This window comes from Sphingosinicellaceae bacterium, from assembly GCA_019285715.1.
Lineage (GTDB): Bacteria > Pseudomonadota > Alphaproteobacteria > Sphingomonadales > Sphingomonadaceae > Glacieibacterium.
Map to the genome: position 1 here is coordinate 4329529 of CP079108.1, position 12031 is coordinate 4341559.

Annotated in this window: 14 protein-coding genes; 6 read left to right on the forward strand and 8 right to left on the reverse strand. The window is 66.5% G+C overall.

The features are described from left to right. Positions 1 to 81 precede the first annotated feature (81 nt). From KX816_20135 to KX816_20160, 6 genes are all read right to left on the reverse strand, one after another. A complete protein-coding gene (locus KX816_20135; protein ID QXQ06428.1) occupies positions 82 to 969 on the reverse strand; it encodes a ParB/RepB/Spo0J family partition protein in 888 nt (295 codons plus the stop codon). Beyond that, entirely contained in the window at positions 969 to 1742 is a 774-nt protein-coding gene (locus KX816_20140; protein QXQ06429.1) for an AAA family ATPase, read from the reverse strand. The genes KX816_20135 and KX816_20140 overlap by 1 nt, the downstream gene beginning before the upstream one ends. After that, on the reverse strand, positions 1742 to 2386 hold the full coding sequence (gene rsmG / locus KX816_20145) for a 16S rRNA (guanine(527)-N(7))-methyltransferase RsmG (protein QXQ06430.1): 645 nt from the start codon (positions 2384 to 2386) through the stop codon (positions 1742 to 1744). The genes KX816_20140 and rsmG overlap by 1 nt, the downstream gene beginning before the upstream one ends. Continuing rightward, positions 2383 to 4227 carry a tRNA uridine-5-carboxymethylaminomethyl(34) synthesis enzyme MnmG gene (mnmG, locus tag KX816_20150; GenBank protein ID QXQ06431.1) on the reverse strand — a complete coding sequence of 615 codons (1845 nt, stop codon included), beginning with the start codon at positions 4225 to 4227 and terminating at the stop codon, positions 2383 to 2385. Before mnmG ends, rsmG begins: the two co-directional genes overlap by 4 nt. 85 nt (positions 4228 to 4312) lie before the next feature. Continuing rightward, positions 4313 to 5593 carry a tRNA uridine-5-carboxymethylaminomethyl(34) synthesis GTPase MnmE gene (mnmE, locus tag KX816_20155; protein ID QXQ06432.1) on the reverse strand — a complete coding sequence of 427 codons (1281 nt, stop codon included), beginning with the start codon at positions 5591 to 5593 and terminating at the stop codon, positions 4313 to 4315. Between the two features lie 19 nt (positions 5594 to 5612). Next, positions 5613 to 5849, reverse strand: coding sequence for a hypothetical protein (locus KX816_20160; protein QXQ06433.1), 237 nt, complete (start codon positions 5847 to 5849; stop codon positions 5613 to 5615). A gap of 118 nt (positions 5850 to 5967) precedes the next feature. On the opposite strand from KX816_20160, the gene KX816_20165 reads away from it, so the two are divergent. Continuing rightward, a complete protein-coding gene (locus tag KX816_20165) occupies positions 5968 to 6444 on the forward strand; it encodes an MmcB family DNA repair protein (protein QXQ06434.1) in 477 nt (158 codons plus the stop codon). A 201-nt stretch (positions 6445 to 6645) separates the two neighbouring features. Here the strand turns inward: KX816_20165 and KX816_20170 are convergent, their stop codons facing one another. Continuing rightward, positions 6646 to 6843: a helix-turn-helix transcriptional regulator gene (locus KX816_20170; protein ID QXQ06435.1), complete on the reverse strand. Its 198-nt coding sequence runs from the start codon at positions 6841 to 6843 to the stop codon at positions 6646 to 6648. Next, entirely contained in the window at positions 6840 to 7244 is a 405-nt protein-coding gene (locus KX816_20175; GenBank protein QXQ06436.1) for a hypothetical protein, read from the reverse strand. Before KX816_20175 ends, KX816_20170 begins: the two co-directional genes overlap by 4 nt. A 123-nt stretch (positions 7245 to 7367) precedes the next feature. Here KX816_20175 and KX816_20180 point away from each other — a divergent pair, with 123 nt between their 5' ends. The 5 genes from KX816_20180 to KX816_20200 all read left to right on the forward strand — a co-directional run bounded on the left by KX816_20180 (position 7368) and on the right by KX816_20200 (position 12016). Next, positions 7368 to 7793: an Rrf2 family transcriptional regulator gene (locus KX816_20180; protein ID QXQ06437.1), complete on the forward strand. Its 426-nt coding sequence runs from the start codon at positions 7368 to 7370 to the stop codon at positions 7791 to 7793. Between the two features lie 350 nt (positions 7794 to 8143). After that, a complete protein-coding gene (locus KX816_20185) occupies positions 8144 to 9157 on the forward strand; it encodes a sulfate ABC transporter substrate-binding protein (GenBank protein QXQ06438.1) in 1014 nt (337 codons plus the stop codon). Positions 9158 to 9310: 153 nt separating this feature from the next. Then, entirely contained in the window at positions 9311 to 10114 is an 804-nt protein-coding gene (gene cysT / locus KX816_20190) for a sulfate ABC transporter permease subunit CysT (protein ID QXQ08708.1), read from the forward strand. A 25-nt stretch (positions 10115 to 10139) separates the two neighbouring features. Beyond that, positions 10140 to 10982 (forward strand): sulfate ABC transporter permease subunit CysW, encoded by an 843-nt coding sequence (gene cysW / locus KX816_20195; protein ID QXQ06439.1) that lies wholly within the window; start codon positions 10140 to 10142, stop codon positions 10980 to 10982. Then, on the forward strand, positions 10979 to 12016 hold the full coding sequence (locus KX816_20200) for a sulfate/molybdate ABC transporter ATP-binding protein (GenBank protein QXQ06440.1): 1038 nt from the start codon (positions 10979 to 10981) through the stop codon (positions 12014 to 12016). The genes cysW and KX816_20200 overlap by 4 nt, the downstream gene beginning before the upstream one ends. The last annotated feature ends 15 nt before the right edge of the window (positions 12017 to 12031 follow it).

Consider the following 12031-nt stretch of genomic DNA (forward strand, 5'->3'; position numbering starts at 1 on the left):
AGCGGCTAGTGTTAAGCTAGCGACCGTTACCGGACATTTGCCGCCGAGCGTGCGTCCGACAAGGGTGCCATGGCGAGTAGGTCAGTCGAAGCGCCCTGTTCCAGCAAGCAGGCGCTGGCAGATCATGTCGAGCTGGTCGAGCGCCGAATAATGGACGACGACGGTGCCGCTCCATTTGTCGACGTCGCCGGGGACGACCTCGACTGCGGTACCGAGCGCGTCGGCCATCGACTGCTCGAGCGCAACGAGATTGGGGTCGCGACCGCCGGTCCCGACGCGCCCGTTGTCGGGTTTGATCTCGACGTTCGAGCCCTTCTTCGTCGCGGCCTCGATCTGCCGGACCGACCAGCCCTGCTCAGCCGCCTTGTGCGCGATCGCGGCGGCGTCGATGTGTCCGATGACGGCGCGGGCGTGGCTCGAACTCAGCCTGCCGTCGACCACCATCTGCCGGATATTGTCCGGAAGTTCGAGCAATCGCAATAGGTTAGCGACATAGCTACGCGATTTGCCAATCGCCGCACCGATCTGCTCGGGCGTGTGGTCATAGTCGCTCACCAGCCGGGAAAAGCCCTCCGCCTCCTCGATCGCGTTCAGGTCGGCGCGCTGGATGTTCTCGATCAGCGCAATCTCGAAAGCCGAGCGGTCGTCGAGGTCGCGGACGACGACGGGAATCTCGTGCAGTCCGGCCTGTTGCGCCGCCCGCCAGCGTCGTTCGCCCGCGACGATCTCGTAGCGATCGTTCGCGGCGGGGCGGACGAGGATCGGCTGGAGCACGCCGCGGTCGCGGATCGACGCTACGAGATCGGCGAGCGCCTGTGGCTCGAAGAAGCGGCGCGGCTGGCCCGGATTGGCGACGATGCGCGCAATCGCGACGCTGACCGGCGCCGGCCCGGCGTCGGTCGGGGCGTGCGAGGCCGCGACCTCGTCCATCAACGCGCTGAGCCCCCGCCCGAGTCCGCTCTTCCGCATCAAGCCACTGCTTTCATTGGTGTACCGCGCCCGATCACTTCACGTGCCAGCGCCAGATAGGCCTGGCTGCCCGAGCAACGGAGGTCGTAGACCAGCGCTGGCAAGCCGTGGCTCGGCGCTTCGGAGAGCCTGACATTGCGCGGTACGACGGTCTGGAAGACCTGCGCGCCCATCACCGCGCGAACATCGGCAGTGACGGCTTCGGACAGCCGGTTGCGACGGTCGGCCATGGTCAGCACGACGCCGAGGATCGACAGTCGGGGGTTGGGGCCCGTACGGACCCGCTCGACCGTCGACAACAATTCGCTCAGCCCTTCGAGCGCGAAGAACTCGGCCTGTAGCGGGATCAACAGACGGTCGGCCGCGACCAGCGCATTGAGCGTCAGCAACCCGAGCGACGGCGGGCAGTCGATCAGCACCCAGTCGTAAGGCTCGGCCGCATCGAGTGCCGACGCCAGCCTGTGCAGCCGGCGCTCGAGCCCAACGAGCTCGACCTCCGCTCCCGATAATGCCGAATTTGCCGGCACCAGGAACAGGTTCGGGATCGCCGTCGGGACGGTCGCTTCGGCTATCGTCGCCGCCCCACCGAGCACGTCGTAGCTCGTTCGTACCCGCAGCGCCCGCCCGATGCCGAGGCCCGTCGAGGCATTACCCTGCGGATCGGCGTCGATCAGCAGCACCCGCGCGCCGCTCGCCGCCAGCGCCGTCGCCAGGTTGATTGCCGTCGTCGTCTTGCCGACGCCGCCCTTCTGGTTGGCAATTGCGATCCGCATCAGCGGCGGCGTCGAACGTCAGTGGCGACGACGATGCGCCCGCGCGGGTCGCTGACACTCGCGACCTGTTTCACGTGAAACGCGAAGCTGCGGCGCGCGTCGGCAAGCTCGTCGTCGACGCTCGAGCCCTTGAGCAGCAGCCAGACTGTGTCGGTCTGAGCAAAGCGCGAACCCCATTCGAACAGGCGAGTCAGCGGCGCACACGCCCGCGCCGTGATCGTCGCAACCGGAAAGGCGGGCATCGCTTCCACCCGCGCACTGTGCACGGACACCTGGGTAAGCGCCAGTTCCTCCGCCACAGTTTCGAGGAACCGAGCCTTCTTCGCGGTCGATTCGACGAGATGGACGGGTCCAGCACCGAACAGCGCCGCGACCAACCCCGGAAAACCCGCGCCGGCCCCGATGTCAAGCCACGCTCCGGGTCCCGCAAGGCTGACCAGCTGTGCCGAGTCGGCGAAATGTCGTGTCCAGATTTCCGGCAGAGTTGCCGCTCCGACCAAGTTCATGCGTGTCTGCCAGTCGTCGAGTAACGCTGCGTAGCGGTCGAATTGCGCCAGTGTCTCGCTCGAAACGTCGAACTGCGCCGCGAAAGCTGCTCGGCCAGTTTCACGTGAAACAGCGATTGAGGAGCCTGCGCTGCTCACGCGGCGCGACGACAGTGAGCGAAGAGAGCCGTCAAGGCACCCGGTGTCACTCCGGGCAGACGGCTCGCCGCACCGATCGTCGCCGGCCGCGCGGCCGCAAGCCGCTCTCTCATCTCGATCGAAAGGCCGCCAACGCAGGCGAAATCGAGGTTGGTATCGAGGATCAGTGCCTCGTCGCGCCGGAATCTCTCAAGGTCACGGTCCTGCCTGACCAGATACGAGGCATAGCGAGCGTCGATCGCCAGGCTTGCTGCGACCGACCGGTCGACGCTCTCAAGTTCAGGCCAGACCCGCTGCGCTGCTGACCAGTCGAACTCGGCAAAGCGCAGCCAATCGAACGCATTGCGAGTCACACCGTCCTGCCTGACCGCAACACCTGCGGATGCTATGCGTGATGGCGTCGCTTCAAGTCGATCGAGTGTTTCACGTGAAACGGCGAGCTGGCGCGCGCGCATGTGGTAGGCCGTTGCTCGCTCACGACCTATGAGTCCCAAGTTTTCACCAACGCCAGTGAGGCGCTGGTCGGCGTTGTCGGCGCGAAGACGGAGTCGATACTCGGCCCGTGAGGTGAACATCCGATAGGGCTCGCTAACACCCTGCGTGACAAGGTCGTCGATCATCACGCCAAGGTAGGCTGTCGAGCGGTCGAACACCGCTTCTGATAACCCGCCTGCTGCGCGCGCCGCATTCAGCCCGGCAACGAGGCCCTGCGCTGCCGCTTCCTCGTAGCCGGTCGTGCCGTTGATCTGTCCGGCGAGATACAGGCCGGGATACCCGATAGCGCGAAGCCCCGGCGTTAGGGATCGCGGATCGACGTAATCATACTCGATCGCGTAGCCCGGCCTAACGATCCGCGCCCGTTTAAGTCCCGGCAGCGTCTCGATCATGGCCTCCTGAACATCGAGCGGCAGTGACGTCGACAGGCCGTTTGGATAGACCATCGCGTCGTCGAGACCTTCGGGCTCGAGGAACACCTGGTGACCGTCGCGGTCGCCGAAGCGCATGACCTTGTCCTCGAGCGAGGGGCAATAGCGCGGCCCCTGCCCCTCGATCCGACCCGCGTACATCGGCGCGCGGTGGATGTTCTCACGAACAACATCGTGCGTAGCGGCGGTAGTTCGCGTCACCGCACACGGCAATTGCGGCAGCGTTGTTTCACGTGAAACGGAGGACATGAAGCTCGGCTCGTCGTCGCCGTCCTGCCATTCAAGGTTCGCCCAGTCGATGGTACGCCCGTCGAGCCGCGCTGGGGTCCCCGTCTTCAGGCGGCCCATCGGGAGCCCGAGCTTGCGCAGCGCGGTGGCGAGTCCGGTGGCCGCGGGCGCGGCATGGCGGCCACCCTGCACCATCGCGTCACCGATGTGCATGACGCCCGCGAGGAACGTGCCAGTGGTAATAACCACGGCGGCAGCGCGAAGCTCACCGACGCTCGTTCCGACGCCGACGACCCGCTCGCCGTCAAGAAGCAGGCCTTCAACCGCGGCCTCTACGACGGACAGGCCGGATTGGGCTTCGAGCAGCCCCGCCATCGCGGCACGATACCGGCGTCGATCGCACTGGACTCGCGGACCTTGGACTGCCGGGCCCTTGCGGCGGTTGAGGAGACGGTACTGGATCGCGGCGGCGTCGGCGGCGCGACCCATCAGTCCATCGAGCGCATCGATCTCCCGGACAAGGTGACCCTTGCCGAGGCCACCGATGGCGGGGTTGCACGACATTTGGCCGATGTCGGTGCGCGAAAATGTGACGAGGGCGACAAGCGCGCCGACACGCGCGGCGGCTGCTGCGGCTTCGCACCCGGCATGACCGGCCCCGATAACGATGACGTCGTAGTTCTCCACGCCTCGCAGATACGGTGTCCCCGGTGTGTGGTCAAAGCCGTTTCACGTGAAACGCCGCCCGTGCGTTTCACGTGAAACGATGCGATCATTTGCCGATACAAAATTGGGAGAAGATCCGATCGAAGACCTCTTCGACGCCCACCGCTCCGGTAATCGTGCCAAGAGCCGAAGCTGCGGAGCGAAGCGACTCCGCTTCGAGCACGTCGTCCTGAGTGGCCGCGGCTTCCCACAGCGCCTCGAGCGCGGCACTGCACGCTGTGTAATGGCGCTCATGGGCGAGCAGTGGTGGCTCTTCGGGGCGAACGGTCGCGCGGGCCCAGCTCGCGAGGTGGTCGGTTAGTGTAGCGATGCCAGTGCCGGTGAGGCTCGATACCGCAAGCCCGTCGCATGGAGCACCGCCGAGGTCGATCTTCGTTCGGACCGCCAGTCCGCCGGCTGGCGGTGCGCCGTCAGTCCAAAGGTTGAGGACGAGGTCGGCGTCGGCGGCGCGGGCGCGCGCACGGGCGACCCCCTCGGCCTCGATCGGGTCGTCCGTGTCGCGCAATCCTGCCGTGTCTACCAACGTGACGAGGACACCGCCCAGGTCGAGCCGGGCCTCCAAGGCGTCCCGGGTTGTGCCGGGCCACGGCGATACGATCGCGACCTCGCGCCTCGACAACGCATTGACGAGGCTCGACTTTCCGACATTAGGTGGACCGCTGACGACGATGGTGAGGCCTTCCCTGAGGGCTCGCGCGCGCGCGCTGTCGCGAAGGCTTGCCTCCAGATCGGCGATCAGGTCGGCGAGCGTGCTCATGTTCCGACGGTGGAGGCCTGTTTCGACGTCTTCCTCACCCTCGGCGAAGTCGAGTCCGGCCTCTGCCTCGGCAAGAAGACCGATGATCGTGGCGCGCCAGCCCTCGACGCGCCGGCGGAGGGCGCCGTCCGACTGGGTCAAAGCGGCGCGGCGTTGCGCCTCTGTTTCGGCGGTCACGAGGTCGGCGAGACCTTCGGCCTGGGTCAAGTCAAGGCGGCCGTTGTCGAAGGCGCGACGGGTGTATTCTCCGGCCGTCGCGGGGCGCAGTCCGGGCTGGCGCGCCATACAGCTTAGCAGGGCCGCGACGACTGCCTGCCCCCCGTGTACGTGAAACTCCGCCACATCCTCGCCCGTCGCGCTCGCGGGACCGGGGAAGGCCAATACCAGCGCGCGGTCGATGATATCGGCACCGTCACGGAGGGTCCGAAGCGTCGCGACCCGGGGCTCAGGCACCATACCGGCGACTGCGACGAGCGCCGCGAAGGCGTCGGGTCCGGACACCCGTACCACCGCAATTCCCGAAGGCAGCGCGCCCGACGACAGCGCGAAAATCGTCCTCGCGTCGCTCATCAGAGATTCACCGGCGGGCTCAGCTGCCAGGCTTGATCGCCGCCGACCAGAACGCGCTGCGCCATTGCTCGAGGCTGTCGGTTATGCCCGGCATCCAGGTTCGAGCGACCTTTTCGAAGTCGGCGGGCGTCAGGCCCTCGGTGATCGTCGACTTCATGCGGTCAAGGTAGAGGTCGTGGAGTGGCGTCAGGTCCGGCAGGCCGAGGAAGGCGCGCGCCTCCATCGGGGTGCAGTCGATATCGAAGGTGATTTTCATCGTTCGCTCCCCAGCCGTATTTGCGTCAGTCTAACGCCAGCATGGCTGGAACGCCAACCGCGGAGTGAATGCGTCGGAAGCGCTGGCGTTCCCGACCTGTTCTCGGCTAGGTTGGGGCATGGCGAGTATCGCGCCCCTCCCCCTGACCGCGCTCGATGTGGCGCGCGGCGTGTCGCGGCTGCTGTTCCGAAGCGGCGTGACGGCGATTGCCGAGGTTCCGCTCGGTAATGGGCGACGCGCCGACCTGCTCGGCCTCGATCCGCAGGGCCGGATCACGCTGATTGAAATCAAGGTCTCGATGGCGGACCTGCGCGGTGATGCGAAGTGGCCGGATTACCTCGACTATTGCGACCGTTTTGCTTGGGCGGTGCCGGCGGGTTTTCCGCTGTGGCCGTTCGAGGAGGCGTGGTTTCGGCCCGAGCGTTGCGGGCTGCTCGTTGCCGACCGGTGGGATGCAGCGGAGCTTCGCCCGGCGCCTTGGGTGCCGCTCGCTCCGGCCCGGCGCAAGGCTGAAACGCTGCGCTTTGCCCGACGGGCAGCTCAGCGGCTGCTGTTAATGGGCGATCCAGGGGTGGGCGAGATGGGCGACGCCTAGATCGTGTTTCACGTGAAACGGCAAGGGTTGCCTTGGACCCATTCGTTGTGTTTCACGTGAAACATGGCCAGCTGATGCAGAGTGCCCGGGGTGTTTCACGTGAAACAAGCAGGGCCGTTTGAGTCGGTGGCAAAGCCGAGTGGACTGCAGCGGCGTGAGTCATGGCGAGAGCACTTTTGTCGAGTGTAGATTCGGCCTTGGTCAGTCGCGATCTGGGGTGAAGATGGCCTCGATCGGGCGCTCGAACAGCGCGGCGATGCGGAACGCGAGTGGCAGGGATGGATCGTATTTCCCCGTTTCGATGGCGTTGACGCTCTGGCGCGAGACGTCGAGGCGCTCCGCAAGGTCGGCTTGGCTCCAGCCCCGCTTGGCTCGGAGCAGCCTGAGATTGTTGTTCACGACACACGGATCCGCAGGGCTGCGCCGGCAACGCCGAGGCAGAAAAACCACAGGATCGCAACGACATAGAGGGGCATGGTCGGTGCGACGTCGAACACCTCGTGGAAGCCGTAGGTGGTTGCCAGGCTAAGCATTGCACCGATCGCCCAAGGAATCTGGCGGATGAATCCGGCGGGGAGATATTCGTCGCTCTCCTCGACGAGGAAGCGACCAACGGCAATGAGGATGGCGACGATTGCCAGCGCCGGCAGCAGCGCCAGAATGAAGCGCACCGCCGCCCTCGGTGCCAGCGATTTCACCGCATACTCGGCGCCGGTCAGCAGTGCCGCATAGGCGACCGAGGCCGCCAGGACAGGATCATTGTTACGGCGTTCGGCGGGCCGCGTGGGTGATCTGTCCATGACAGGCATCCTTTCCATTTAGACATGGGCGCTTTACTCAAGGCCCAATCTTAGTGTCAAGTACGCCATACATTATCCATCGTCCGGGTTGAAAATCCGTCATTCACGGTGCAAGACTGGTTCATGCTCACGCAGCGTTCGCGCTATGCCCTTCGCGCCCTGATCTTCCTTGCTCGCGCTCCCGGGATCGCGCCCGTGCCGATGAGTGCGATCGCGGCCGATCAAAAGCTGCCGCGCAAGTTTCTCGAGATCATCCTGCTCGAACTGAAGAACGGCGGGCTGGTGACGTCATCACGCGGCAAGCTTGGTGGCTATCGGCTGGCGCGGCCGGCCTCGACGATCAGTTTTGGCGAGATCATCCGGCTCATCGAGGGCCCCCTGGCGCTGGTGCCGTGCGTCAGCCAGACCGCCTACCAGCGCTGCCCAGACTGCTTCGAGGAGTCGGTATGCGCGATCCGTAAGCTGATGCTGTTGGTCCGCGACAAGACCGCGGCGATTCTCGACGGCACGAGCCTGGCGGATATCGATCCGATCGCCGTCGCGGCATGAGAGGTTCGCCCAGCCGCCGGGTGTGACGGCTGGCGTTGCTGGCGTTGGCTAATTCGAGTGGGTCGTTGGCGGCTCTCGCCGCTACCTCGCGGCGTTCTACAAGGCACCCCGCGACCGCGATACCGTCGCCCAGCGCGACGCGATCCGGCACGCCATGGAACAGGACGAGCGCACTACCGAAAAGAGCGCGAACCCGCTGTCTAAGTGAGGGCGCGGGCCCTCACATTTCGCTGGAGACCCTGCCTGCAGCAAAGCCGGGCTTTTTGTCACCGTAGTATTACTGACATAGCCCACCGTTACGGTAGGGGTTAGCTTCGGGTGTCCGGAGTCCGGGCTACGGGAGACTTGCCATGCGCCTAGTCGTTGCTGCCGCCGCCGCGATCCTCGCCGCGACCGTGCCGTTCGTCGCCAGCGCCGCGAACGCGGCCGAGGTCAAGCTGCTCAACGTCAGTTACGATCCGACCCGCGAGCTGTACCGCGCCGTCAACACCGCGTTCGCCGCCGACTGGAAGACCAGGACGGGCGACACGCTGACGATCAACCAGTCGCACGGCGGCTCCGGCAAGCAGGCGCGCTCGGTTATCGACGGGCTCGAGGCCGATGTCGTGACACTGGCGCTGGCTTACGACATCGACGAGATCGCCGCGAGGGCGCAACTGCTGCCGGCGAACTGGCAGACCCGGTTGCCGTCGCGCTCGACGCCTTATTATTCGACGATCGTGTTCCTCGTCCGCAAGGGCAACCCGAAGCACATCCGCGACTGGGACGACCTGGTGAAGCCAGGCGTCGCGGTGATCACGCCGAGCCCCAAGACCAGTGGCGGCGCGCGCTGGAACTACCTCGCGGCGTGGGGCTATGGTCAGAAGAAATACGGTAGCGCGGCGGCGGCGAAAGACTTCGTCACCAAGCTGTACAAGAACGTGACGGTGCTCGATTCGGGTGCGCGCGGGTCGACGACGACCTTCGTCCAGCGTGGCCAGGGCGACGTGCTCGTGGCGTGGGAGAACGAGGCGTACCTCAGCAAGCAGGACGCGCCCGGCGACTACGAAATCATCTCGCCGTCGGTCAGCATCCGCGCCGAGCCGCCGGTCGCGGTCGTCGACAAGAACGTCGACAAGCACGGCACCCGCAAGGTCGCCGAGGCCTATCTCAAGTACCTCTACACTCCGGCGGCGCAGGAGCTGATCGCGCAGAACTTCTACCGTCCGGTCAACAGCGCGGTTGCTGCAAAGTACGACAGCAAGTTCGCCAAGCTGTCGCTGTTCACCATCGACAAGAACTTCGGCGGCTGGAGCAAGGCGCAGGCGGTGCACTTCGCCGACGGCGGCATCTTCGACCAGATCTTCGACGCGGTGAAGCGCTAGGCGTCCGGGCTGGAAGCGGAGATTTACTGACGACAGGACAGTCCGGGAGCAATTCGCGCCAGCGGCTCGCGCCGCCGGATTGCCGACTCCCGTCCGAACCGCCAGACAGCAAGCTTGACCACGCTCACCGCCTTCCGCGTTCGTCGCTCCGTCATGCCGGGCTTCGGCCTGAGCTTCGGCATCACTGTGCTGGCGCTCAGCCTGATCGTGCTGCTGCCGCTGTCGGCGCTGTTCATCAAGGCCGCGGGGCTGGGCTGGGACGCCTTCGTCGCGGTCGCCTTCTCAAGGCGCGCGCTCTACGCTTATCAGCTGAGTTTCGGCGCGGCGGCGATTGCGGCGCTGATCAACGCGGTGTTCGGGCTGCTGGTGGCCTGGGTCCTGGTCCGCACCGATTTCCCGGGCAAGCGCATCATCGGTGCGCTCGTCGACCTGCCGTTCGCGCTGCCGACGTCCGTGGCCGGCATCGCGCTGACCACGGTGTATGCCTCGAACGGCTATATCGGGAAGTGGCTGGCCGAGATCGGCATCAAGGTCGCCTTCACGCCGCTCGGGGTCGTTGTCGCGCTGACCTTTATCGGGCTGCCGTTCGTGGTGCGGACGGTGGAGCCGGTGCTCGCCGACCTTGGCCGCGACGTCGAGGAAGCGGCGGCCTCGCTCGGCGCGTCGCGCTGGCAGGCCTTCTACCGGGTGGTGCTGCCCGCGGTTCTGCCGGCCCTGTCGACCGGAGCGGCGCTGGCGTTCGCGCGTGGCGTCGGCGAGTACGGCTCGGTGATCTTCATCGCCGGCAACCTGCCCTACAAGTCGGAGATCGCACCGCTGCTGATCGTCGCCCAGCTCGAGCAATACAACTATGCCGGCGCGACCGCGATCGCCGCCACGATGTTGACCGCGTCGTTCGGCGTGTTGCTGATCATCAACATGCTCCAGGCGTGGGACCGCGGGCGTCGCGCCGCATGATGCGTCCCTCTCCGAAAGTGGCCGCATGAAGAGGCGGAGTCCGACCGAGCCCTCACCGGTGGTGAAGTGGCTGCTCATCGCGGTGGCGCTGGTTTTCCTGCTGCTCAACCTCGCGTTGCCGCTGATCACTGTGTTCGTGGAGGCGTTCGCCAAGGGCTGGGACGCCTATCGGATCGCCATCACCGACCCCGACGCGCTCGCCGCCGTGCGCCTGACCCTGGTGGTCGCGGTCATCGCGGTGCCGCTCAACATCGTCGTCGGGCTGGCCGCGTCGTGGGCCGTGGCGAAGTTCGATTTCCCCGGCAAGTCGATCCTGATCACCCTCATCGACTTGCCGTTCTCGGTGTCGCCGGTGGTCGCCGGCCTGATCTACGTCTTGCTGTTCGGGCTGCAGGGCTGGCTCGGGCCGTGGCTGCGCGAGCATGACGTCCAGATCATCTTCGCGGTACCCGGCATCGTGCTGGCAACCGTGTTCATCACCTTCCCCTTCGTGGCGCGCGAGCTGATCCCGCTGATGCAGGAGCAGGGTCGCGACGACGAGGAGGCCGCGCTGTCGCTCGGGGCCAGCGGCTGGCAGGCATTCGCGCGCGTGACCTTGCCCAATATCCGCTGGGGCCTGCTGTACGGCGTGCTGCTGTGCAATGCGCGGGCAATGGGCGAGTTCGGCGCGGTGTCGGTGGTCTCGGGCCACATCCGCGGTCTGACCAACACCATGCCGCTGCATGTCGAGATCCTGTACAACGAGTATAATTTCGTCGCCGCGTTCGCCGTCGCGTCGCTGCTGGCGGGCCTCGCGCTGGTGACGCTGGTGGTCAAATCGCTGCTCGAGTGGCGCTACGCCGACCAGCTGACGGGAGCGGGGCATTGACGGTTACGGTCGACGGACTGGTACGGCGCTACGGCGGCTTTGCGGCGCTGGAGGGAGTCGACCTCAAGGCCGAGCCGGGCGAGTTCCTGGCGCTGCTCGGGCCCTCGGGCTCAGGCAAGACGACGCTGCTGCGGATCATCGCGGGGCTCGATTTTCCGGACGCCGGCACGGTCCGCTTCGACGGCGTCGACATGAGCGACAAGCCCGCGCGCGACCGCGGCATCGGCTTCGTCTTCCAGCATTACGCGCTGTTCCGCCACATGACGGTCGCCGACAACATCGCCTTCGGGCTGACGGTGAAGCGTCGCCGCGACCGGCCGTCCAAGGCCAAGATCGACGCGCGGGTCGCCGAACTGCTGTCGCTGGTCCAGCTGCCGGAGCTCGGCAAGCGCTACCCGGCGCAGCTGTCGGGTGGCCAGCGCCAGCGCATCGCCCTCGCCCGTGCGCTGGCCGTCGACCCGCGCGTGCTACTGCTCGATGAGCCGTTCGGCGCGCTTGATGCCAAGGTCCGTCAGGACCTCCGCCGCTGGCTGCGCAGCGTCCACGAATCGAGCCACGTCACCTCGATCTTCGTCACCCACGACCAGGAGGAGGCGCTCGACCTCGCCGACCGCGTCGTCGTCATGAATGCCGGCCGCATCGAGCAGATCGACACCCCCGACGCGGTCTACAACCGGCCCGCCACCGCCTTCGTCTGCAGCTTCATCGGCAACGCCAACCGCTTCGACTGCGGTCTGGCCGGCGGCGCGGTCGAGCTCGCCGGGCTGCGCCTGCCCAACGCTGCGCCCCCTGCCCCCGACGGCGCGGGGGTGGCGTTCGTGCGGCCCCACGAGTTCGCGCTCGGCAAGGCGGGCGCGGCCGGGCTGGCGGTAACGCTGCGGCGGCTGTCGCATACCGGAGCACGAGCGGCGCTCGAGTGCGTCGGCGCGGACGGCCAGCTGATCGAGGCGACGCTGGCGAACCCGCCGGAGAGCTTGGCGCCGGGCGCTGCGGTGGTGCTGGTGCCGACGACCGTGCGGGCATATCCGCGCTAAGGCTGGTGGACGCTT